Raw genomic sequence first — 25,833 nt, 5'->3', positions numbered from 1 at the left:
CCTCAATTTTTAAACGTCATTTTCGTGACCATATAATTGATTGCGCTAATGAGTAAACAAATGACTAAAAAGATCATGGCGAGCGCAGAAGCAGGGCCCGTTTCATACCATTCAAAGGCAAGCACATAGAAATAATACAAAATCGTAGATGTCGCTCCAGAAGGTCCTCCTTGTGTTAAGATGTAAATTTGATCGTAAGCTTTCAATGAATCTAAAGTAAATAAGACCAATAAGAAAATAAGAATTGGAGAAATAGCTGGCAACGTAATTCTGAACAATTTCCTAAAACCTCTTCCGCCATCTAAACTATTTGCTTTCTCAACATCTGGATCTAATTGAGCCATGGAAGAAGTAAGCAATAAGATCGATAAACCCGCATAGCGCCATATTGTTACAATGATGACAACGAGCATCGCCGTCGTTTCACCAGCCAACCATCCGATTCGTTCAACACCAAACTTGGATAAGATCGCATTAACGATACCAGTATCTTTGTCAAAAATACTTACCCAAACCATTGAAACGACAACAGTTGGCGTAATCCATGATGAAAAAATAGTAGCAACGAAGAAGTTCCGTACTGCTTTTATTTTGTTTAACAACACCGCTCCAAATATACCGATAATAATGGGAGGAACGACTGTGAAAAATGTAAAAACAAAAGTATTTAGTAATACTTTTAGAAAAAAGGAATCTGTCACTAACCCTTGATAATTATCAAATTGGACATAATCATAATCGGGTGAAATATAGTTCCAATCTGTAAAGCTAATATAAAATGTTTTCAACAAGGGATATAACCAAAATACCGTCAATGGAATTAAAGTAGGCAATAACAATAAAAACGGCCACGAATGACTCTTGAAACTTTTTATTAATTTAGGCATTTACCCATGCTCCTTCAAAAAACCTTTCATTACTTCCCCGTCGCTACCATGAGATGTTTTGAATAATTTCGCTATAGTAGGTGCAAGATGGATTAATTTACTTTCTGGAACAATTTTGTTCTCTACAATTTGGTCTCCTTTGCAAATCATAAAGCCATTCATCTCTTCTATTTTTAATGGGTCGTAACCATGTAAACTTTTTAAATTGCGGTAACGAGGTTGCTCGGGAGGAATGAAGTCCTCACCACAAACATTCATTTGTAAATCTAAAATGCCGTAAGGCGCAAATGGTGAATGATTTACCCCTTCTAATATATGAAAAGCTCTTACTTCTTCCATTGCAGTAAAGTCATCCATTATCTTTTGATTACTTTCTTCATCTAATAAGCTGTAAAACAATAGAGAACCACTTCCGTCACCGACAAATCGAACTTTGTTTGTCAATAACGCTTCTTTCCATTCACTTGTAAATAGCCTTTCATTCGGATAGAAGAATGATTTCACATCACTTTGTCCATGATCTGAAAAAATAATGATGTTGAATGGTTTCTCCTGCTCAACCAATGTTTGTTCCAATTTATCGACGCTATCAAATAAAAACGTCAAGCTTTCCATTGCTTCCTTAGAATCTTTTCCAAATTGGTGAGAAAGTGAATCATAAGCCACAAATCTAGTTGCGATAAAATCAAACTGATTTGATCGAATACAAGCAATCGTTTCTTCTAAAGCAATGGTGTCCAAGTTATAAACAGCATGACTTTCATCAATTGAATTATTCTTTTTACTACTTGATTCTGTCACTAAATGTTGTACAAATGGATTATCCGTTGTTAAGGGCCAATGAATGCAGCTACTCTTAAAGGATTGCCTCGCTAAAGTAGAAAATAACGTTTGTTCATGCAGCTGCTGATTACAAAGAGCTTGATGATCACCATATAACACTACTTTTTCTAATGTCTTTGAATGACTAACGATGTTGTCAAAGACAGAATGTTTCTTATCTTCATTTCCAGTTAGAGCTGTTGCATGTGCATTGAATGTAACGGATGGAAATGTCGTCATCATTTTTTTACAATATGAATATCCTCGATTCAAAAAGGAATCTGCATACTTTTCGAACGTTTGATAACCAATCCCATCCAGCGAAATTAAAATATTCATTCGTACACCCTCAAGTTCTTTTCAGTACTTTTATGAAATAAATTGAATTTATCGGCATGAATGCCTACTTTGATTTTTTGCCCCTTTTCATATAACTGATCTAGATTTTTCTTTAGAAGAAAAGATTGATTTTTATATTGCAAATGTAAAAGTACATCAGTACCGATAATTTCAGTAAATAATACTTCCATTAAAAGTCCATGTTCATTTTCGTTGGCGATGAAACAATGTTCAGGCCTGATCCCGGCAATCACTTCATCTCCAAATGACATCCCTGTTAACTGTAAAGGCATTGTTATTTCCCATGACGCGCCATCTATCTCTACAAAGACGCTTCCGTCTTCTTTCGTTAGTTTTGCATTTACATAATTGATTGGTGGAGAGCTTATGAAACTTGCAACAAACATATCTGCCGGACAATCAATGATCTCCAGCGGTGTGCCAATTTGTCTAAACTCGCCATCTTTCATAATCGCGATACGATCTCCTAAAGTAACGGCTTCTACTTGATCATGTGTCACATAAATAAATGTGGAATTAAGTCTTTCATGTAGCTTCTTAATTTCAATTCTCATTTCATTTCTTAGTTTTGCATCCAAATTGGATAATGGCTCATCCATTAAAAAAACTTTAGGCTCTTTCACAATGGCTCTACCAATTGCTACCCTTTGTTTTTGACCACCAGATAACTGATTCGGATAACGTTTGAGCAAAGGAGTGATTTGTAAAATCTCCGCAGCTGCTTCAATTCTTTTTTTTCTCTCTTCTTTTTTCACTTTTTGTATTTTCAAGCCGTAAGCCATATTTTCAAATACGGTCATATGAGGATATAAGGCATAGTTTTGAAATACCATCGCCACGCCTCTATCCTTCGGTTCAACATCGTTGACACACGTCTGTCCAATGAATACTTCACCTTCTGTTACTTCTTCAATCCCCGCAATCATTTGAAGCAAAGTGGATTTTCCACAACCGGATGGACCTAGCAAAACTAAAAATTCTTTATCCTCAATCTCTAGATTTAATTGATTTAATATATTTCTATCTTTCGCATATTTTTTTGTTAAACTCTTCAGTGTAATACTGGACATACTTACATCCCCTTACGCTTTGTTGTTATTACCAGAAATTGACCGATGGTATTGGATTTCATCCTGATCCGTACCACTGATCAAACTCCTATGTTGTAATATCCCCGGTTTATCACAGAGGTTACATTCGATCCTTTGATAAATCATGGTCTTGAAAAGCTCCATCGGCAGATATTTGATCGGTGGATGGACTGAACCATTTACCAAATGACGTGATAGTGTATGCTTGTCCAGGCAATCACCTCTCCGGCGGCTATTTTAAAGGAGAGCTTTTCCGAGTTTTTAAAAATAATATAGAACATACTAGAGAGATGATAGACCGACTTTTCATCATATAACTGAACGCGAAATTATTATTTTAGAATACTATAATCACCCTTCGATAACTTGACTATTGTTCAATATATATTTAATATTTAATCATAAAGTGCTTTTTAATAACTTTTTTAATATGTATTCAATTTTTATTGAACGATCTCAGTGTACTCCTAGATTATTAAATATATATGTAGATAAAATTAAATTTTTGTAAATTCATTTTTACAATGACTGCGTCTAATTTCAAAATAAGTTCTTCAAAGACGGGTCCTCAGCTAAAACAATTTGATTTACAAGTAAGGCCGGGTGTGGACATACAGAAATGAAATTATTATTCTAAATATAGTGAAGTATGAAGTATTTTTATAAAGAGGTATTTAATCGTTGTGTCAATTCGATCTAGCACATCGACGAAATGATAAAAGGAGCGTTCAATTGTGGAAAAACAAAAAGAAGAATCAAGCGTCCAAAATGAGTTAAGAGAAAAAGTGATAGACGCGATTGCTCAAACAATGGATTTATATGGTGTCAATTACTCATTTGGAAAATTATACGGTATCATGTTTTTTGAAGAGAAACCGTTAACACTTGAAGAGATGAAAGGCTACATGAATATGAGCAAAAGTAATATGAGCTATGCAGTTCGATCATTAGTCGATTCAGGGATGGTTACGCAACTAGAGGAAAAAAAAGATCGAAAAAATCAATATGTAGCTGAAACTGATTTCTTTAAGACTTTTCGTAACTTTTTCACTGTGAAATTACAAAGAGAAATCGATGTCATGTTAACAGCAATTAACGAAGCCATAACAACACTTTCAGAAATTGTATTATCTGAAGAAACCACGGAGGAAGAAAGACAAGCTTGTTTGAAAGACTTACATAAACTAAAACATAGTGCCAAATACTATAATTGGCTTCAACAATTTGTTGAGCTATTAAGAAATAATGATTTAAGTCTTTTTGATCTTAAAAAGATAGAAAAATCTTAACTCATACAAGAACGAATGAAGTTTCAGGAAAAGAATGTGAGTCATATGCGCGATTGTCTAGTAATGAGTAAGGAGTCAAAATAAAGACTTATAGCTAACTTTAATTCAAATCAAAATCGAGTTTGCTCGTCCATTATGACCGCAAAACCCATATATATAAAATGGCACAATCTTTGGAGATAAGTTGAAAGCGATTTGATATTCCTACAAATGATGAAAAATAGAACCGCGTGAAATCAAGTTTTAAAAGTTGATTTTACGCGGTTTATTCATTTCCTTTCACATACAAGCCTTTAAGGAGGGGAACACCCTCTAATATAAGGAGCCATTTAGTTTTTGCTTAGAAAATGCTTAGAAAAAATTTACCTTTTTGTTGTATATTGGTCTATGTTCACCGAACTATTTAGTATTCAGTATATAAATCTAGATAAAAATATGCGATTTTTTATAAAATTTTTATAGGGGGGGAAATATTGTGAAGACATATATTATTATAGATGATAACCAAAAGGATGTGGAGTTATTATTTCGAATATTAAATTCTACAAAACAATTAAAATTAGTAAAAAAATACACGGGTGCAATACAACTAGAAAAAGAACTAACTGATTTACACTTAGATTTTGAAATAGCTTTTATAAAAACATGGGTGTTTGGACAAAACGGTATTACAATTGCTAAACGCTTAAAAAAAATACGTCCTAATATACAGATCGTTTTTATTTCCAAAGAAAAGGAGTTTGCAGTAGATGCATTTGAATTAGGCGCTATTGACTATATCTTGCAACCATATAATAAGAATAGGATTTATAAAACAGTAAACCGTCTTTTGAAAAATAAGAACACTTCTTTACCCAGAGAGAGAGTAGATATGGTTTGCTGTTTTAAGCATTTACATTTTAAAGATCAGAAACAAGAGATTATACCAGTTAGATGGAGAACAACGAAAACAAAGGAATTGTTCGCTTTCCTTATTCAAAATAGAAACGAATTAATGGTGAGAAAAGATGTTTTGATTGAATTACTTTGGCCAGAAGAAGATGTCAATAAAGCCTTTGAGAATTTATATAGTTGCATCTACGAAATTAGAAAATTATTAAAGCAAATTGGAGCAAACATTCAAATTATCAGCATAGATAGTGCTTATGAAGTAATTTTAAATGATGTCAAGTGTGATGTTGATGAATGGGTGGCAGGAATTAATGAGCTTCCTTTCATTTCAGAGGAAACACTGCCTAAAGCGTTAACATTAATAAATCAGTATACAGGTGACTATTTGGCAGATGAAACGTATATATGGAAAGAGAATGAACAAGAAAGTCTAAGAATGTTATATCAAGCCTTTTCAAATAAGGTACTTCGATATTTAATTGCCAACGAGCAGTATACAAAAGCTACTTTACTAGCATTGAGAAACCAAAGACTTAACCCTTATTTAGCGGATTCATATTATTTTTTAATGAAAATATACGATAAACTTGGAGACATTTATAATGTTGAAAAACAATTTTCCAAATTGGTAGAAATGTTTAGAACCGAATTCAACACTGTTCCTCCAACTCATATTAAAGATTGGTATAGGAAATGGATCGAAAAACAAGTGAAAACTCCTGAAATATAAATAGACGGGCCACAACTAAATCAGCTGATGAAAAAACGAACAATAAAGTGAAACTTCATTCAGTAGGAGGTTTCTTTCATCTCCTACTGAATGTTAGTTGAACCAATCGGGCATTTAGGTGCCGTTTTTTCCTTTTGTATCAACTCAGGTCTTGAAGTGGGAGTCTTACGGCACCTTACATGCCGGATAAATCGTCCTAGTGTATAGCAAGCATTTAGCGTAGTCAACATATGTAGACTCCTGCGGGAATAGCTCGAGCTGAAGATCCCGCAGGAAAGCGATCTTTTGCTTTCCGAGGAAGCTGAAGAGACCTGCGATAAGCGAAATATTTTGACGTAGCGATGATTGGGATTTTTTATAACAGAAATAGGGGCTGGAACATAAGTTAAAAGCTGATTGATATTCGTAAAAATCGTGAGCATAAAACCGCGTGAAATCAAATTTAAAACCTTGATTTCACGCGGTTTATTCATTTTTACAGGGTTCTGTCCCCGCCCCTTTTGCTGTTTCGTATTTGCTTATGTTCCAGCCCCGTTTTATATCTAAAATTCAGTTTGTTGCGCTAAATTACTTTTGCTTAGTTATTGCTTAGTTTTTTCATATAAATAGGCAGGTTTTTGATGAGTATTTTCACAAGTACAACTTGTTAAAATATTTTCGAATTAGTTATTGAAAGGAGTAAAAGCGCGCGTATATTGTTTGGAGCTTGGCAGAAGTGAAAGAGTTGTCCACCTAAATGGAAAAAAAAGGAGGCTCATTAGTAATAATCAATCTATTATTTTGGCACTTATCATCGTAAATACCCATTTTATCCGGCAAATGTAATGGCTTCCACACCAGAAGTTCCACCTTTTTCATTTCGTATTACCGATGAAAAAGTAGATGAGAAACATTTTAAATATGGCTTTTTTCTAGGGTTAGAAAAGTGGAAACCATAAGGATCGCAAATTAGTGACTGGTTCGGTTGAGGTTAACAGTGGCTAATCGTGATCCAATGGAGCTGAATTACCTTGAATGATGTGTTGCACGATAAGTTAAATGCGGCAAATTGATCTTTTCATTTGAAAAACGGCCCATTCCATCATCAGTAAAACAGGAGATGGAAAGGTTAGCTATTCTACAAAAAATCCAGCTTCATAAGATTTTTCCGGCAGATTTAAATGGAAAAAAGCGGATGATATATTCCCAAATGGAAATGGTAAGAAAATCTCTACGGTACAGATAATCGCACCTCTTTATCCATTTCATAACAAGAAATTTCTTTAGTGAAGTGATGATGCAGTATATGCCCGAAACGTTTGCACAGCCAAGTAATTAATCATGTCTACTGTGAGGAGATAGAACTAAATGAGGAAGTCAAACATAGATTACAAAAAACAAATGAATAAAAACCATAAAAGAAATTTCAAGAAAAAATCTTCTATGGTTGCCGTTGCCTTATTAGCCACGACTCAGGCAATGAATCCTGTTAATGCTATGGCGTCTATGCCCGCTGCACCAAATTCTGTCATTCAGCCTTTTTCATCTAGTATTTATGATGAAGAAATTGACTACAAATATATTAAATATGGTCATCTAGAAGTTAGAAACCATCATGTGAAAAAATCGGAAGTAAATCTAACTTATTATACTCACTATTCATTAAATATGGCTTTTAAATTAAAGCATGCAACCTTTAATTTAACAATTGATGAGGATTTAAAAGATTACATCTCAGATGTACGGGTGAGAGTCGGTAGGGAATGGATATCAGCGCATAAATTAGCAGATGGTACATACAGCATCAATCACCGCGATGTGCTAAGTACAGCCCTTATTGGTGTCAATCAACAATTTGATATTAAAATTGTGCTGAATAAAGAAATTCAACATTTAGATAAGGATTTTTATACTGCTGATATTGCCCTTTTTGATAAAGAGAATAGAGTCGTTGTCAATACGACAGACAGTGCTTATTTTAAAACAAAAGATAGTGGCATGAGTCGAGAGAATAATAATCTCGTAACTGGTTCCGGTTATACCGTTGCTGATAACGATCCTCATGGTACAGAAATAACGTTAAGATATACAATGCATTATAAGTTAAATGCAACCAAGCACAATGACGGTCAATTTAGATTCAAGCTTGATGAAAAATTAATCCCGTTTATTAGTGATGTATTAGTTCAAACAAGAGATGGAAAATTCAAGTCTGTTATCTATGATAAGAATGGAAATTTTAGTTATGCATCAAATGAATTAGTATCACACGCGCTTATAGGGATTCGTCAAGGCTTTTCGGTAAAGATTAAATTAAAAGAAACTGTTGAGAATTTACCTAGCGGAATATACTTATTTGATGTTTATCAAACAACTGGTGACGGTAAGAGGATTTTAGACGGTACAGATAATACTACATATTTCCTACATGAAAATCCAAATGATGATGCGGACGCAGATGCGGACGCTGACGCAGATGCCGATGCCGATGCGGACGCGGATGCCGATGCCGACGCGGATGCCGATGCCGACGCCGATGCCGACGCGGACGCGGATGCGGATGCTGACGCTGATGCGGATGCCGATGCGGATGCCGATGCCGATGCGGATGCCGACGCGGATGCCGACGCGGATGCCGATGCCGACGCGGACGCGGACGCGGATGCCGATGCGGACGCGGATGCGGACGCAGATGCCGATGCCGACGCTGACGCGGATGCTGATGCCGACGCGGATGCCGACGCAGATGCCGATGCCGACGCGGATGCCGACGCGGATGCGGATGCCGATGCCGACGCGGATGCGGATGCCGACGCGGATGCGGATGCCGACGCGGATGCGGATGCCGATGCCGACGCGGATGCCGATGCCGACGCGGATGCCGACGCAGATGCCGATGCCGACGCCGACGCCGATGCGGATGCCGACGCAGATGCCGATGCCGATGCCGACGCCGACGCCGATGCGGATGCCGACGCTGATGCCGATGCGGATGCCGATGCGGATGCCGACGCGGACGCAGATGCCGACGCAGATGCCGATGCTGACGCTGACGCAGATGCTGACGCTGATGCGGATGCCGACGCTGATGCGGATGCCGATGCCGACGCGGACGCGGATGCCGACGCGGATGCCGACGCGGATGCCGATGCAGATGCGGATGCCGACGCAGATGCCGATGCCGATGCGGATGCGGATGCCGATGCCGACGCAGATGCCGACGCTGACGCGGATGCCGACGCAGATGCGGATGCCGATGCCGACGCAGATGCCGACGCGGATGCTGACGCGGATGCCGACGCGGATGCTGATGCGGATGCCGATGCGGATGCCGACGCGGACGCAGATGCCGACGCGGATGCTGATGCCGACGCTGACGCGGATGCCGACGCGGATGCCGATGCGGATGCCGATGCGGATGCCGACGCGGATGCTGATGCCGACGCTGACGCGGATGCCGACGCAGATGCCGACGCGGACGCGGATGCCGATGCCGACGCCGACGCAGATGCGGACGCCGACGCGGATGCCGATGCCGACGCAGATGCCGATGCAGATGCCGACGCAGATGCGGATGCCGATGCCGACGCAGATGCGGATGCGGACGCCGACGCGGATGCCGATGCCGATGCGGACGCCGATGCCGACGCCGACGCAGATGCGGATGCCGATGCGGATGCCGATGCCGACGCGGATGCCGACGCGGATGCCGATGCCGATGCCGACGCGGATGCCGATGCTGACGATTCTAATGGGAAAGAAAGAGTTGGCACTGAAGAGCGTTTAGCTGATAAGGACAATAACGAAGGTGGAAAAAAGCTACCAAATACTGCTACATCTATTTTTAACACAGGCTTAGCAGGATTAACTGCGCTGCTGGCAGGTATTGCTGGATTATTTGCTCGTAATAGAAGAAAGAATAGTAAAGCGGCAAAATGAATTAGATAATTAGTATCTTTATGTAAGTCAGCCTATATTTCACTTGAAATGTAGGCTGACTCATTTATAAAGGGAAGGAAAAGATAATGGGACAGATCTCAAATCTTACATATATCAACCAAGCAATGGATCAGTATGAAGTATATTTTAACAAGCAAATGGCCAATGAAAATATCCAAAGTGTTTACATTCATAATGATGAGTTTTACATTCTCTTCTTGTCAATAGGAAATCAGCACATTCGTTCACGAGTTCTAAAAGCAATGGATACAAGTTTTCATAAAGCATTCCAAAAAATAAAACGAAAGGCCATTCAACTTGTTCAGAAAAGTGGTGTCGATCCACAATGGTTAAAAGTGGATATCGTATCAGAAGTTAAAAAAGTACCTTTTGAAGTTTTAGAAGAAAAGGTTAAAAAAGCGCGTAAAAATTATTTTCGTTGGGGGATTTCTTTTGATTCAGAGTTTCGTTTAGCTTTTTTAGAACAAGAAATTAACGGTAATGCGATGATTAGGAGTACTAACAAACAGCCCTTATCCTTAGATGAAGTAAATATCAATCATTATTTGAAATATAATGAAGGATTACGATTTCCTTTTATAAAAAAACTATACATAAATAAAGACGTCTATCTTTTTAAAACAACAGCTACTTTTAAAAATAAACTTGATGATGAAATTCACGAATTATATAATGGCGAGCTAACAAATGGCATCAGAAAAGTAACGAATATTAAAAAAGAAACAAAACAACTTATAAATAAATCGACATTATTTCTAATGAATCAAATGAAAGATAACGGTCAGTTCGAATACGGCTATTTCTCCGCATTTGCTAAGAAAATAGGAACATATAATATTTTGCGGCATTCTAGCTCTCTTTATGCGCTGGCAGAAGGATATGAAATTTTGCAAGAACCGAAGATATTGGAAGCCATTGAACGTGGGCTGAATTACTTGATAAAAGAAGCGATTGTTTATAAGGAGGATGCCGAGGAACAGACAGCTTTTGTTGTGGATTATTCGAATGAAAATGAAATAAAACTGGGCTCTAATGCTACAGCCATCTTGGCTATGACGAAATATATGGAGGTTGCACAAAGTGACAAATATGTAGAAGTCGCCCAAGCATTAGCTCGAGGCATTATTCATATGAAGCTTCCTGATGAAGGATTCATTCATGTATTGACATACCCCACTTTTCGTGTAAAAGCACTAAATCGAATTATCTATTATGAAGGCGAAGCCATTTTTTCACTGTTGCGTTTATATGCGATTGATAAAAATGATTACTGGTTAGAAGAAGTAAAGAAGACATTCGATTATTTTATTAAATATGATTATTGGAAATACCATGATCACTGGTTAAGTTATGCAGCAAATGAATTAACGATTTACGAGCCAAAGGATAAATACTTTATTTTCGGATTAAAAAACTGCAATCATCGGTTGAATTTTATCTATCATCGTGAGACAACTTATCCTACTTTTCTCGAATTGACAATGGCTGTTTATAAAATGGTAGGTAAAATAAAAGAACTACAAAAAGATTACTTACTCAAATTAATTGATGAAACGTATTTAGTGCAAACGATCAAGCGCCGCGCCGAATACCAACGTGTTGGATTTTTCTATCCCGAGTTAGCCATGTATATGAAAAATCCTGGATTAATCTTGCATGGTTTTTTTATTCGTCATCATTCTTTCCGTGTAAGAATCGATGATGTTGAACACTATTTATCAGGATACTGTCAATTTTTTCATTATTTTATTCCGGATTTAATAGATTATAATCTAACGATTTCAGATTCACAGGAAGATGAATAGGAAATGAGGGTAAGAAATGGCAGCAGGTTTTACTTATCAAGAAATAGCAGACATATTAGATGGTTACTTCTTCAATGAATTGGAACAAAGTTCACCAATCATTGATTTCGAATTTGACCCTGCCCAGCTTCAGAAAGGGGTATCAGGTAATTGCTTTATTTCTATTTCAAGAGAAAGATGGAATCAATTTCATAAGAAAGAATTACCGTGGATAGATGGTAATGTTCGCATTTTAGAATACTATAAAAACTGTGATTTAATCATTACGGAAGAGCCGATTAAAGAACTGGCCCCGTTTGTAGCCCAGATTATTGTAAAGAATAGTATCAAGTCTATGCAAATTTTAGCAAAACAAGCTAGAAATAAAATGAAAAATCCGGTTATCGGGATTACTGGTTCCGTGGGAAAGAGTTCTACTCGCTTAATACTGGAACACCTTCTAAAAGAAATTAGTAATGTTGTTGCAACCCGCGGAAATCATAATACACAAACAGGTGTTCCGTTATATGGCGCGAAATTATGTCGTAATCCTGATATGGGGATTGTAGAAATATCATTAAATGCGCTCAATAATCGTGGAAATCAAGCCTTAACAATAAGACCTGATGTGTGTATGGTTACTTCTATTGGAGAAGCGCATCTTTCCACATTGCATTCAACCATGAATGTAGCTACATTTAAGGCGAGAATATTCGATGGTTTAACAACAGGTGGTTTAGCAATCATCAATAAGGATATTGGCAAAGAAGAGTTTAGGATTTTATATGAACAGGCCAAAAAAAGAACGAATCGGATTAAAACATATAGTTTGATAGATAAATCCGCTGATTTATTTCTTAAAAAACGGATCTATGAAAAATATAAAACAACGGTCATTTTTCAATATAAAAAAACGGCTTATACGTTTGATATGATCATGCCGAGTGATGGCATCATGATGAACACGTTAGGGGCGCTCCTCTGCCTGGCAGAATTAGGATATGATATTGATTCAATGGCAAGAAAAGTATATGATTTTAAATCACTCGACAGAGTGATGGAATTAAAACGGCTTAACTCAAAGGACCAAAGAAGAATAGACATTATTGATGATTCGCATAATGCCGCAATTCCATCCATGATCAATGCGATAAAAACATTTAAGGAAAAACAGTTTTTTTACAAAGGGAAGAAGATTTTAGTTTTAGGGCAAGTAGCCGACCTCGGTGATCAAAGTGAATACCTGCATGATAAATTAGTTCCTTATATTCTTCAATCGGATGCCGACTATGTCTTTGGCCATGGAAAATACATGAGGGATGTGATTAAAAAACTACCTGCAAACATGGTAGGTGGGTGGTTTAACAATGCGCTAGAACTATCAACTCGTATTCCCTATTATTGTTCTGACGATTCATTCATTCTTTTAAAAGGTTCTGTATCCGGCAGTGACTTTAGAAAAACGAGCCATTATCTCCCTGCACAGATTAAACGTTCGACTAAAGAAATAAAGGACATTACACCACAACCACAGGTATTAGTTGATCATATTCAACCTATGTGGGGCATTGTTGGATACGATTTAAAAGAAAACAAAGAAATTTTTCATAAAGGATATCTCCAAACCAAATCGATTGAAGGAATAGGTCCGATCATCTTATTACTGCTACTCTTTCAGATGGGAATCCAAGACCAGAAAGTGAGTCGTTTGAACAGGTGGCCCACAAATGAAGGGGTAAGTATCAATCAAAAACCTTTTCATTTTGGTCAGACATTCACACATCGTGAATTAGCAGAAGAAGTGATGCTAACCCAACATCCGAGCGCTGTTTTTGAACTGGCCCATTTATATTTTTCTAACAGAAACAAGGCAATGAAAGAGATTACGAAGTTGGTAGAAATGCTGGACATTACGCCGTCAGCCGCTCTTAATTTGACAGGACGGTATCGTGTGAAAGAACAGCAATCATTTCAATTAAGTGACTTAATAAAAGTTGGAAAAGCACTGAAGCAATATCAATCAGAGTTACCCATCATCATGAACTGTAATGGAATGAATATGAGAGGAATCGCATTTGGAACCCTTCGATCACATTGTATCCTTTTTATTGAGGATGTATTATATTGTGGCAGCGGAATGACCAGTGTTGAAGACCTGAAACGCAACTTGACTTTTAGCATGGAATTGACACGAATGAAAAGCTAAAGGGCTGATTCGATTGGATAAAATAAATGCTAAGAGCGAGGACTTAGAAAAAATAAACGAAGAAATAGAAGAAGAGTTATTACAGTACTTGGAGACTGGTGAATTACCAGATGACCAGCCTGAACAATCAGGGAAAAAATCTTCATTTCAGTCGCCATTTCAAGTTTTCGTGACAGGCGCTTTCATTGTCGTTATAATTACTAAGCTCATACAACTTGTTTATGGTTTATTTTAGGAAAGGTCCTTGCCCGGATTTTAGCAAACGGGAAATAAGAAATGGGAAACTTGAAAGAATTGGTGATTAACCAAAAGAACAGTTCCCTGGAACGTTTTCTAGTAGCTCAATTTTCAGAGTATAATCATAACCGCAAGTTCAGCATCCGATGCCATTTAGGAATAAAAGCAAATATCTTGTAGTAGTTAGTTTTTTTGTATACTGACCTTGCGGGGGGCGAAAAGCTCCATCGCCAAATGATTGATAAGCCTAACCCTTTTACCAAATAATATAAATAGCTACATAATAGACGGAAAGGTAATTGTCTGTCCAAATCTACTACAAAGAAAGATCCCTATGGACCTTTTTTGACGTGTCTAGATAATTGTATGCAACATTAGTGATTAGTTGCCATGTTTGAAACACTGGGGAATCATGCTTATAACCCGCTATCCTTGACGTTGTTAGCGGTCATGGTTATGTAACTCCTGAATGAGGAAGTACAGTCATGCTACCACGACCGCTCTCTTCTATGTTTGGCTCTTTTCATTTTCAAGCTGATATATTACTTTTCGGTCAGCTCCTATAAATAATTAGGTAAATTACTTTTTTGATTTAAGGGCGAATAGTGCATATATACATAGGAATACTCCTAAAGCTAGCCCCAATGCACTCGTGTAATTGACCGGTTGATAATATAAATCGTTCACGATATTATTGATAAAAAAAACAAGCATTGATACCGATAAGACTAACATGATCCATATAATTAGTTTGGTACCCCTTGAATATTTCGAATGTTTTTCTTTTTTCATTAAATCCTGCACCTTGGCCCTGGAATTTTATCAAATGCTTTTACTGCTTTGTCGTAAATATAAACATTTATCACCGAATAAAATTGTACCAATACCAGGTATTTAAAAAACACCTTCCTTCACTTACATCCCTCCTTTTTCCTTATAATATCATTATTACAAATATTATGTAATATTTAAAAATTTTATTTCTTTTAAACAAACTCTGTCAAAAAAAGATTGATCATTATCATTGGGTTGTTCGCGTTTGCTTTTATTGCCACCAGTCTTCTTCCCAGACTTTGGAGTAAGTACTTAGATCAACAATGGCTTAAAATTGTTATCTTACTTCCAATTGGTTTCTGTTTATTATGGTTTTGGTTTAAAGCTGAATATACAATAATAAAGATTAACATTCACATCATTAGAGAAGCCAGAAGTCCATTTATGCTTTATGTTCTATGAAAGATTTAACCACAAAACTAAGTTAAGTATGTTTACAGCCAAATCCATCATTTTGAGGATATAAAGAAGGTGGGAAATAGGCTGAAAACGAATCAATATTCGTACAAACCATGAAAAATAGCACCGCGTAAAATCAAATTTGATTTTACGCGGTTTATTGGTTTTTACATGCTATTCATCATCTTCCTCCGCACGGGCTGGCAGGATCAATCGAATTTGAGTACCCTTATTCGGAGTGCTTTTCACTCGAATGGACCCATTATGAAGCTGTACCAATTGTTTCGTAATAGCCATCCCAAGGCCCGTTCCACTGCCGGAGTCGCTTGTGTTCGTGCCTCGATAGTAACGCTGGAACAATTTATCAAGGGTTTCACTATCCATCCCTATCCCGTTATCTTCCATTTTGATAATGATCAAATGTTGTTCTATCAAAGAGGTGGATACTGTGATGGTAGTGCCTGGTGGATTATATTTAATAGCATTTGCGATTAAATTATCGAGAATCCGTTGAAACCACTTTTGGTCAATATAGGCATAAATGATTTCATGATAAGGATGGAAATCGAATTGTATTTCGTTATGAGCCGTTTCATTAATAAAATGTATAATGGTCCGACGTATAAATTCGTTGAGATCAACTTTTTCTTTGACAATCGGCAAGGCTTGATTTTTCAAACGATAGGTTAACGTTAAGTCCTCAAGTAATTGCATCATATAAACAGACTTCTCGGAAATCACTTTGGCAAACTCTCTTGTTTCCTTTTCACTCCACGAATAATTTTCAGATTCCAGCATTTGTGAATAACCTGTTATAGAAGCAAGCGGCGTTTTTAAATCATGGGAAATACCCGTTATCCATTCTTCCCTTATTTGCGTCATTTTCTGCCGCTCCGATTCGTTTTGCTTTAAGGTTTTTGTTAATTGAACAAGTGTGGTAATGAAATCCTTATATAATCGGTATTTCTTTTTCAGTTTTCCTTTTTTATTTAACAAGATAGGACGTTGATGGATATCTTGTGGCTGTTCGTATACTCCTTCACCCAGGTTCTTAATCCATTTCATCATCATAATTAAGGGAACTCCGAATTTACGCGCATACCAAAATGTCCCTATGAAAAGAGAAAGGATCAATAAGATAAAGATGATAAAAAGACTATGACTAACTGTTTTATAAATACCTTCTTCTAAGCTAGAGTTTGAATCTGCTTTATACGTCCCCACAATTATGGATTGCTCGGTCTCCTCATCAAAATAAGCGGTCGTTACATGATACTGATCTTGTGATAATGTCATGAGATCTTGATTGGAGTACTTAGTCGGCTGTTTCTTCGTACCATATTCATCTACTACTTGTCCTGTTGCATCGATCAATTGGACCCAGCCGTTTTCTTCATTGATTTTTTGATAAGCCCTATCTGAAAGGTTAAGCTGATGATTTTTCCAATCAATCTCTGGCTTTATCTCATTTACTATGTCTGTGCCGGAATTTTTTTTACCAAATAATAGGATATACGGCCGTTTATACCCTTCTTCTAATTTCCAATATGAGTATTCCGCGGGAGTTCCCAAAATCAATGAAGCAACTTCACTCTCATTTATATGAGCGGATACTTTTTCAGCAGTATTGTAAGAGCCGATCACAGCACCTTTCTCCGTTAGAACGATCAGTTGGCCATTCTGATTTTTCACCATTTGTTTTAGTTTTTTATCGAATGTGACCTTTTCATCTTTGATTGAAATCTTATCAATAAAAAACAACTCGTCTGCTTTTGACAAATCTTTTGCAACATCCGAATTCATGATGGAAAAGCCAATAATGGCCCACATGATTATTAAAATAAGAGATAACAAAAAGAAAGCCAGGATGATTTGGATGAAAAACTGTACGATAAAACGTTTATGAATGTTCATGTTTGTCACCATCGGGAACAAATTTATACCCGAGGCCTCTAACTGTTATAATGTGACTCGGTTTGCTTGGGTTTTCCTCGATTTTTTCACGCAGCTTTCTTATATGAACCATAATCGTATTATCCTCGCCTAGAAAATCCCCGCCCCATACCTGCTCATACAGTTGGCTTTTGCTAAATAGTTGATTTGGATGTTTACAGAAGAAGAGCAGCAGTTGGTACACTTGAGCAGGCAAATCCACCATTTTACCATTTACTTTTACTTCGCCGGAAAGTGTATTTACATGGATGTTTCCATATTGATAAGTTGTTTGTGAAGTTGGTGTCATATGGACCATTTTCCTGCGCAAATGCGCTTTGATCCTCGCGACAACTTCCAGGGGATTGAAGGGTTTTGTAATATAGTCATCCGCTCCCAAGGCAAAACCGGAGAGCTTATCCAAATCGGAAGATCTGGCAGTTAAAAAGAAAATAGGAGCATCGGTGGTTTCCCTGATCATGGGACAAATATCAAAACCGCTCCGGTTGGGGAGCATCACATCCAACAAAATCAAGTCATATCGTTTTGTTTTACAAAGTGCAAGCGCGTCCTCGGCTGTAGCGGCTGTATCGATATGTTTGAACGCCTCTCTTTTTAAAATCGTCTCTAACATCTGTAAAATGGCTTTTTCATCATCTACAATTAATATATGTGCTTCTTGCATCAAGATCACCTAATCGTCGTTAATTTATATGAGTATCATATCATCCAAAAAACCAAAGTTGCGAATAATTAAGGGAGAATTAAGGTAGTGTTTCGGCTAAATTAATGTAGGCAACTTATAATAGCTTTCGTAAACAAGAAAGGGGAAGCAACATATGTATGTCATCGGTAAGCGAGAGTTTTTCAACATGTTTAAAAGCATTAAATCCATTTTAATCATTTGCGTTTTATTATTGACCGCCTATTATTCAGCCAAATTTTCAAACGTATTAACGAATATGATAGAGTTTACCCCCAAAGAGATGAAGCATATCCACACGCTTGGCCTGTTAACGTTACTTTTTTTATTTGGGCAATTATTTGTCATGGGGTTATCCCATGATTGTATGAATAGGGAAACCCATGAACGAACGATGCGCTTTTTAGTTAGCAGGACATCAAGATCATCCATTTTATATGGGAAATTTTTTGGCATTGCGCTCTTTTGGTTTGTTTGTGTGGCTATCTCTTTTTTGATTATTAGCTTCTTTGCAAAACAATTTGATTTCTTTATTTTTTCTCAGACCATGAGTTTATTATTCTACCAAATTGCCTTGACCCTTTTACTGTCCGTTCTCATCCCGAAACCAGGCATTACGATGTTTCTTGGCATTATGATTGGTCTTGCTTTTCCGGTTTTTGGTTTATGGATCTCCTTCACAACCAATGAATGGATCAGCTGGTTGAAGTTTATCATGCCTTTTTATTATTTGGAACGTGAGGACTTTTCTTTATTAGTGATCATCATATTTTCAGGTTTGATGCTTTTGATCGCAAATCTGATTTTTAAAAGGAGGGATTGTTAATTGTTTGCCATTGAAACGAAGCAGCTTCAGAAAGTCTATGGAGCGACTCAAGTCGTAAAAGGTATTGATCTAACTGTAGAAAAAGGGGAAGTATTTGGTTTTCTTGGCCGGAACGGTGCCGGAAAGTCTACCTTTATCAATATGCTGACGGGAATTATTCAACCAAGCTCCGGCACTTATTCACTTTTAGGGGTAAAGGGGCCAAATGACCAAGTTAAGAAAAGAATTGGTGTAATGCCCGACTACTCTACTTTTTATGGTTCATTAACAGCGCTGGATCATTTAAAATTCTTGTCCGCTCTCTCGGGAAAGCCCGCAGGAAAGCACGGTTGTCTGGAAGTCTTGCGTTTAGTAGGTTTAGAGGACCACGCCCAGTTGAAAACTGCCAAATTTTCATTCGGTATGAAAAAGAAGCTTGGCATTGCACAAGCGATTATCCACGATCCGGAGTTAATTTTTCTTGATGAACCCACTTCCGGGTTGGATGCAGAGTCCGCTATTCATATTCATAAACTAATTCGCCATTTACAAAAAGAAGGAAAAACAATCTTTATGACATCCCATAATTTAGACGAAGTAGAGAAAATTTGCACGAGAATCGCCATTATGAAAGAGGGCAAAGTGGCTAAAATTGGAACAATGTCTGAGCTTAGGTCATTCTATCGCTCAACGCTTACAGTAAGAATTAAGCATTCTCCAATTCCTAAAACAGAGGAGTTGACGCTAAACCAATGGCTGCAAACGGTTGGGACGGATTTGGAGAGAAAAGAATCATTTATAACGATTACGATTGATCATGAGAGAAAAATTGCTGAAATCATACGGGCTTTTAATCAGTATAAAGTGGATATCTACCGCGTTGAAGTGGACGAACCATCACTCGAAGAAATATTTTTAGATGAATAGTTGTATATTGGCGGTGACTTTATGAATAACTCCTTAGATTTACCAAAGAAACGTTTATCAAAAGATGCAATTAAAGTATGGATCATTACTGAAGCGATTGGGAATATCATCGCATTCACGATCTTGGGCATCTTATTTTACCTTGATGATCGCTTTTCATGGAAAGAGTGGATCGGGTGGATTTTAATCGGAATAACAGTACTATTGATCATCGCGTTTATTTGGTCATTGATTGAGCCCTTTTTTCTTTATAAAAACTGGCGTTACGATGTTAATGAAGAGTTTCTGCAATTAAAATCAGGCGCAATCAATGAAACGCATGAGCTGATCCCCATGACTAAAATCCAATCGGTCGCCACCGAGCAAGGACCGATTCTTAGAAAATATGGACTGTACTCCGTGTCGGTTGAAACAATGGGATCTTCTCACACAATACCTGCCCTGCCGAAAGATGTAGCTGTTGAATTGAGAAATCAAATTGCTCAATACGCCAAAATTAAGGAAGTGGAGCAATGATGAAAATGAAACGTTATTCTCCACTCGTAATGCTTTTTCATATAGCGAAATTATTAAAAAATGCCATTTTCTTCGCATTCTTTTTGTATGTGGTGAAGGCTGGCTCGGAATCGCTCTTCATAAAGTATGGAAGGATTGTTTTCCTGATTGTAGTTGGGTGGTCTTTGTTGTCTATCATTTATGAATGGTTCACCCACAAATACAAACTTGACGAAAAGTCGTTTCACCTTTACAAAGGACTGTTCAACAAATCTGAACAAACGATTCCTTTTTCTAAAATTCAAAACATTAATCGCCATACTTCCTTCTTCCATAAGATCTTTCATATGACCTCCATTTATTTTGAAACTGGGATGAAAGGCGAGAATGCGACGGTAAAGTTCGAAGTGATCTCGCCAATGGAAGCCGATCAAATGGAAGCTCGTGTACAAAAAACAGAGCAGAGGGAAGCGACGGATCGGATTCCTCAATCTGCTCATTCAGAGGTTCAAATGGAACAGCAAAACCCGTGTCATTTTGATAATGAGGGCGAGAATACGACTGTAAAATTTGAAGTGGACTCGCCAACAATGGAAGCCGATCAAATGGAAGCTCGTATACAAAATACAGAGCAGAGGGAAGCGACGGATCAGATCCCTGAATCCGATGATGCAAAGGTTGAAATAAAGCAGCAAAACCCGAGTCGAACGATTCATTTTCAACCAACGAAAGAAGACATTTTAAAAGCATCGTTTACATCATTAAGCTTTTTAGTTCTTTTCTCTTTGATTGGCTCACTTTATTTCAAAGTCAATGATGTTTTTCATCTGGAAGATATAACAGGGGAACTGATGAAAAAGATCACAAGCACATGGTGGGTTGCGACCCTCATTGTGATTGTACTCGTCATTACTTCCATAGCCTTTGGAATCGTGAGAACCTATGTAAAGTATGGAAATTATGAAATATCTTCAGATGCAAATCACATTTATATCAGGAAGGGCGTCATTGATGAAGCGGTCTTATCCATTTCAAAAGAAAAGGTGCAAGCAATTGAAGTGGAGCAATCGATACTGAAAAGATTACTCGGGCTCGCCGAAGTGAAGTTGACAAGTGCCGGCGGTTTTAGTTCAGGCGATGAATCGCTTGAAATCAATACGCTCTATCCTTTTCTGCCGGTAAAGAAAGCATACGCGATGATATCGGACATTCTGCCATCTTATACGATCACAGAAGACATGACTCGCCTGCCAAAAAAGTCGTTTTGGGTGCGCATATTGTGGCCAAGCTGGTTCTGGTTCATTGCGACAGGTGCTTTATTTTATTTCAAGCCGGCCATCTTGGGGTTGGAACAGGCTTGGATAATTGTATCAGCCGCCCTCTTACTTTGTATTCTAATAGCAAGATCGTTAGATTTTTTCCATACCCGCTATGTCATAAATGGCCAATTTATTCAATTTCAAAAAGGAGCGCTTACCACCTCTTTATTTATCTCAAAACGAGAAAAGGTCATAGAAGTGAAGGCAACACGAAACTTCATTCAAAAAATGCTGGGTCTTGCTTCAATTGAGACTATCAACAGAGGAAAACCCGTACATCATTCAGGTTTGGACGATGTGCCAGTTGAACTGGCGAATTCCTTTTTCCAGTGGTATGTAGACCGGAAAAAGGAAATCAGAGTTGAATAAAGTTAAAACAACTTGCTTTGAATTAAAGTCATCACATGCCCAACTTGAAAAGAAGGAGACTAGAAAGCGAGACAAAAACTAGGATAGCTAGTTTAGAATATTGAATGTACCAGCAACTTTGTTGCTAGCAAGTGAGGGATATTGTATCTACCGCCCTTTCTAAGGGCGGCTGTTCCATGGCCGGCAGTTCACACTTCGTACGCCCTCATCACCTTCAAGACAACGGTTATTTCCAGATGCTTTTTCGTTCAGTCCGTTTGACAAACTTCCCTGACATCGCTTGAACCCGGGCTTTTAACAATAGCTTTCTCCCTTCCACATTTCTTGTGAAAATGGCATATGCCTGTCCAAGTTTCTTTTGCCACTTATCTTCAAAAAGCTGAACGTATTCTTTTTTGCGTCCGATTTCATCAGGGATCGCATGATAATCATGACGGGTATACCACTTTTTCCCGGATGTCCGATGAAGAATATATCTCGGATTATCTATCGGATCAAGAAACTGCTGTAAAGATTGCAAAAACAGCTTTTGTTCGTAGGGAGTCCCCCTTTCAAGCGAACAGCAGACCATGCCATTTGATAACTCCTCTACTACTACTTTATTTCGCTTTAGCGGGGTCTCGATACTGCCAATCTCAACTAAAACATCATAAATGATCTGCCCTGCCGTTTGTAAACTTGATTCTATCGATGAATTGCCAACAAAAATCCGAATAGCCTTCCACCAAAAAGGTGCAGAAACAACCCCGCCCACAACAAGGGCAAAAGTTAACATGGGCAAAAGGCTATCAAACCCTCTATACCTGCTTCCTTCAGCAACATAATACACTGTGCCTATTATAATGGAGGCAGTCATAATGAGCAGTGACTTAAATGTATGCGCAAATAAAAATGGCCTTGGTACAAATGACTTACCTACATCCAGTTGTTCTCTTTTCTTTTCCCCTAGATTTGTTGCTTCCCGCCACCTTTCAAACAAGTTTGCCTTATTTGTAGCTCGTTTCATCATGAGGTGATTTACGTCCTCTGGTGTTTTGGCTGAGAATGGCGGAGACGGAAGGCGGAGACGCTCTATCCCTGAAACAATAATCGGCAATTCCTCATCTAATCCGCTTAATGATTTAAACCGTCTTGATAATGAAAGGTAGTCATATCCTCCATCCAATGTGTTGACATCGACACATACCAAGTGCCAAATATTTGCGCATTTTCGAGAATTATCCTTGTCTGACCGGATGGCTCTCCCTCTCATTTGATTGGTTAACATGAATGATCCGACATAAGAAGCTAAAATGAGCGTGTTTACGCTTGGCGCATCCCAGCCTTCTCCGAGCAAGGCTGTTGTTCCTACCAGCGTATCAATGTGCCCTTCTGAAAAGATGGACGTTATGACTTTGACTATCTCTTGCCTGGATGCTCCAGTAACAATCACTTCACTGTACACGGGATCATGCCGTAAGGGCTGGACTGAAAAATTCAAACCGAATGAATGCAAATGAGGAACTGCATTTGTTGGGATGATGACGATCGAGCCAGTTAAAACACCAAGCCGGCAACGATTTTTTAATTGCCTTCTTAACACTTCAAAGATTGGAATAACACCGATCCGATTGAGTGTTTTCATATCTTGTTCTGCCATTGGCAAGTCATTTTTATAAATGTAGTCCGCCAACACAACAAGCCGGAGATCATCTCCTTGTGCTTGCTTTTCAAGTGAAACGATATGCGTTATACTTTGTAACTTCGAAGCACTCTGCAATAAAGTTCGTTGCATCGTCTTCTTTGCTGTTAGACGAACGTTTTTTCGTTCAAGTGCTCCGATTCCTGATAACTTCTTTCTGATGCTTTTGATCGGCTCATTTTTCACATTCACATGTTGGTCGCGATAGAGAAGCCCACCAAGCAATTCTTCCATCCACTCGACAGTAAACTTCGGCAAATCAGCATGTTTTTCATCCATTTGTTGAAAAGGCCATTGCCACCGGTCGCTGCCCACCTCTTTTAAAAACAAAAGAATGGAAATGAAATACCCATATTTCGCCAGCTTTTCTTCAAGATATTCTTCCGATTTAATCCACGGATGATTTTCTAACAAGCGTATCAAGTCTTTATTTTGTTTGATCTCTTGAATGAACTCTTGTACCTCATCGCGAAATGCACGGATTGGGCCAGCTTCCTTCGGGACCGGGACAGACATCCAGACATAGTCTTGGTGTGGACACAAATCCCCTTCTCTGACTAATGCGGCAATATCAATTTCTTCATCGATCGGTCCGCATAATTCCATATATTTTTCCCATTCCGCCGAGCTTACATCGTAGGGCGGGGTTGCGGTTAACGCAACTACAGTCGGTTGATCCAAATGGTTACGGAACCTTATTGTTGTTTCCCACCAGCTTGTCCTTAAATGATGTGCTTCGTCCAAAATCAACGTTTGGAAATTTTGCTGAAGCAACTTTTCCAACGCCTTTTCTTTCATGCAAACATCAAATTCATTCTGTTCTTGTTCGACATCATCTCCATCAGAGCCGCTGTCTACCTCTTTCACTTTGCTTTCTAATAAAGCATGTAGCCCTTGATAAGTGGTCACCGTCACAAACGCCGGGTTCCTTAAGTCCGTTGAAATCCAATCAGGTGGCTCTGACTGTTGTAAGAACAACTCTGTAAAACGATCCACCCACTGGTTTCGTATCGCCAGTGTCGGCGACACAATAAGAGTTGGTTTGTTTAACCGTAGCATGACTTCTAAACCAAGTACCGTTTTTCCTGAACCTGGCGGGGCGACAAGATGCAAATGATTGTTTTCTAAATGGGCATCCAAATGTGCCAATACCTCGCGTTGATAACTTCGCCAAGGATAACAAAATTTGATCCCCTCAGGAAATTGCTTCACTTGCTTCACCAACCTACATGTAATCTACTAGCTATTTTTCTTGATAAACCTTATCAGCATCTTCTTTATCTATACACTACTATATTCCATTAAACTCAAATGATCGAATGTTTTCAATATATTTTAAGCGGTTCGGAACGTCTCAATAAAAAAGATACTCGTTGTAATAAAACGACAATTTGGTATGCCTATCCTCATTTGATCGACCCCCTTGTTCGCATCTTGTTATGCAGCTCTTCTGGACCTTCCACGTGCGAAATTTTTACCATATGAAAGTATTTGTACTAAGGGTTGCCCACGCTTCGAATGAAAAATGTCCCAAAGCGATTCATTTATATTCATACGATTATAAGATTTGATGAAATACATGAAACATTTTTCCAGTCTATATAATGACCTGAAAATGACCAATTTTATTTTCGGTTAAAAACGGCTTTTTATAGAAAACATACTAAGATTAGTGGGTAAGATCATCGACGGATGATTTTACCCACTATTTCTTTTTTAAGATATAGTGAGAAGTGAGAGAAAGCCCGACCGTAGCCTCGAGGATTGCGAATCCGAATAAAAAACCGGGCTTCTTCACTTTCATTTTTGAATCAGGTTTAAGTATGTTGGGGCCTTGAGCTCGTGTATAGGAAATTGGAATCGAAATGAATAAGTGAAGAACTTTCATCACTAAGAGAGAAAAGAGGTAGTTAAATGGGAACAGTAATGGCTTTAGATGTATCAATGGGGAAAAGCTACAAGGTTGTTTACGACGATCAACAGTGTCTTTCTGAAGGTGAAGTAATACATAGTCAAGCTGGTTTTCAGGAACTCTTGGATGAAATATATACACTTCCTGAAGATTTGATGCTTGTCTTTGAATCTACTGGAATTTACTCTAAGACGCTAGAAACATTCTGTCAAAAAAATCAA

General features: G+C 38.1%; 16 protein-coding genes and 1 pseudogene. 11 read left to right on the top strand and 6 right to left on the bottom strand.

Going from position 1 to position 25,833, the window contains the following annotated elements:
• Nucleotides 1–2 precede the first annotated feature (2 nt).
• The 3 genes from JOC94_RS17095 to JOC94_RS17085 are packed head-to-tail and all read right to left on the bottom strand — an operon-like array spanning nt 3 to nt 3,139.
• Nucleotides 3–887: a carbohydrate ABC transporter permease gene (locus tag JOC94_RS17095; RefSeq protein ID WP_077113988.1), complete on the bottom strand. Its 885-nt coding sequence runs from the start codon at nt 885–887 to the stop codon at nt 3–5.
• Nucleotides 888–2,048, bottom strand: a complete 1,161-nt coding sequence (locus JOC94_RS17090) for an alkaline phosphatase family protein (protein ID WP_077113989.1) — start codon at nt 2,046–2,048, stop codon at nt 888–890.
• The gene (locus JOC94_RS17085) at nt 2,045–3,139 is read right to left on the bottom strand and encodes an ABC transporter ATP-binding protein (protein ID WP_077113990.1); all 1,095 of its coding nucleotides are present in this window, start codon (nt 3,137–3,139) and stop codon (nt 2,045–2,047) included. Before JOC94_RS17085 ends, JOC94_RS17090 begins: the two co-directional genes overlap by 4 nt.
• A gap of 755 nt (nt 3,140–3,894) precedes the next feature.
• Between JOC94_RS17085 and JOC94_RS17080 the strand changes: the two genes are divergently transcribed.
• The 6 genes from JOC94_RS17080 (at nt 3,895) to JOC94_RS17055 (ending at nt 14,234) form a co-directional block, all read left to right on the top strand.
• Nucleotides 3,895–4,449 carry a GbsR/MarR family transcriptional regulator gene (locus JOC94_RS17080; RefSeq protein WP_253191956.1) on the top strand — a complete coding sequence of 185 codons (555 nt, stop codon included), beginning with the start codon at nt 3,895–3,897 and terminating at the stop codon, nt 4,447–4,449.
• Nucleotides 4,450–4,924: 475 nt separating this feature from the next.
• Nucleotides 4,925–6,070 (top strand): response regulator, encoded by a 1,146-nt coding sequence (locus JOC94_RS17075; RefSeq protein WP_077113992.1) that lies wholly within the window; start codon nt 4,925–4,927, stop codon nt 6,068–6,070.
• A 1,347-nt stretch (nt 6,071–7,417) separates the two neighbouring features.
• Nucleotides 7,418–9,988, top strand: coding sequence for an LPXTG cell wall anchor domain-containing protein (locus tag JOC94_RS17070; RefSeq protein WP_205179955.1), 2,571 nt, complete (start codon nt 7,418–7,420; stop codon nt 9,986–9,988).
• An 86-nt stretch (nt 9,989–10,074) separates the two neighbouring features.
• Nucleotides 10,075–11,814, top strand: coding sequence for a glycoside hydrolase family protein (locus tag JOC94_RS17065; RefSeq protein WP_083717745.1), 1,740 nt, complete (start codon nt 10,075–10,077; stop codon nt 11,812–11,814).
• A gap of 16 nt (nt 11,815–11,830) precedes the next feature.
• Nucleotides 11,831–13,999 (top strand): Mur ligase family protein, encoded by a 2,169-nt coding sequence (locus JOC94_RS17060; protein WP_077113993.1) that lies wholly within the window; start codon nt 11,831–11,833, stop codon nt 13,997–13,999.
• A 13-nt stretch (nt 14,000–14,012) separates the two neighbouring features.
• On the top strand, nt 14,013–14,234 hold the full coding sequence (locus JOC94_RS17055; RefSeq protein WP_077113994.1) for a hypothetical protein: 222 nt from the start codon (nt 14,013–14,015) through the stop codon (nt 14,232–14,234).
• A 1,409-nt stretch (nt 14,235–15,643) separates the two neighbouring features.
• Here JOC94_RS17055 and JOC94_RS17050 read toward each other — a convergent pair.
• Entirely contained in the window at nt 15,644–17,383 is a 1,740-nt protein-coding gene (locus JOC94_RS17050) for a sensor histidine kinase (protein ID WP_205179953.1), read from the bottom strand.
• Nucleotides 17,370–18,086: a response regulator transcription factor gene (locus JOC94_RS17045; RefSeq protein WP_077113997.1), complete on the bottom strand. Its 717-nt coding sequence runs from the start codon at nt 18,084–18,086 to the stop codon at nt 17,370–17,372. Before JOC94_RS17045 ends, JOC94_RS17050 begins: the two co-directional genes overlap by 14 nt.
• Before the next feature lie 154 nt (nt 18,087–18,240).
• On the opposite strand from JOC94_RS17045, the gene JOC94_RS17040 reads away from it, so the two are divergent.
• The 4 genes from JOC94_RS17040 to JOC94_RS17025 are packed head-to-tail and all read left to right on the top strand — an operon-like array spanning nt 18,241 to nt 22,019.
• Nucleotides 18,241–18,930, top strand: a complete 690-nt coding sequence (locus tag JOC94_RS17040; protein ID WP_077113998.1) for an ABC-2 transporter permease — start codon at nt 18,241–18,243, stop codon at nt 18,928–18,930.
• Entirely contained in the window at nt 18,931–19,836 is a 906-nt protein-coding gene (locus JOC94_RS17035) for an ABC transporter ATP-binding protein (RefSeq protein ID WP_205179952.1), read from the top strand.
• A gap of 21 nt (nt 19,837–19,857) precedes the next feature.
• On the top strand, nt 19,858–20,352 hold the full coding sequence (locus JOC94_RS17030; RefSeq protein ID WP_205179951.1) for a PH domain-containing protein: 495 nt from the start codon (nt 19,858–19,860) through the stop codon (nt 20,350–20,352).
• On the top strand, nt 20,349–22,019 hold the full coding sequence (locus tag JOC94_RS17025) for a PH domain-containing protein (protein ID WP_205179942.1): 1,671 nt from the start codon (nt 20,349–20,351) through the stop codon (nt 22,017–22,019). The genes JOC94_RS17030 and JOC94_RS17025 overlap by 4 nt, the downstream gene beginning before the upstream one ends.
• 226 nt (nt 22,020–22,245) lie before the next feature.
• Here JOC94_RS17025 and JOC94_RS17020 read toward each other — a convergent pair whose 3' ends face one another.
• Nucleotides 22,246–24,912 (bottom strand): DEAD/DEAH box helicase family protein, encoded by a 2,667-nt coding sequence (locus JOC94_RS17020; protein WP_205179940.1) that lies wholly within the window; start codon nt 24,910–24,912, stop codon nt 22,246–22,248.
• A 702-nt stretch (nt 24,913–25,614) separates the two neighbouring features.
• On the opposite strand from JOC94_RS17020, the pseudogene JOC94_RS17015 reads away from it, so the two are divergent.
• Nucleotides 25,615–25,833, top strand: a pseudogene (locus tag JOC94_RS17015) (IS110 family transposase); the annotation flags it as partial.

The organism is Siminovitchia thermophila, assembly GCF_016909185.1.
GTDB lineage: Bacteria > Bacillota > Bacilli > Bacillales > Bacillaceae_C > Siminovitchia > Siminovitchia thermophila.
The sequence above is the reverse complement of the archived record's forward strand: the minus strand, read 5'-3'. Positions and strand labels throughout refer to the sequence as shown.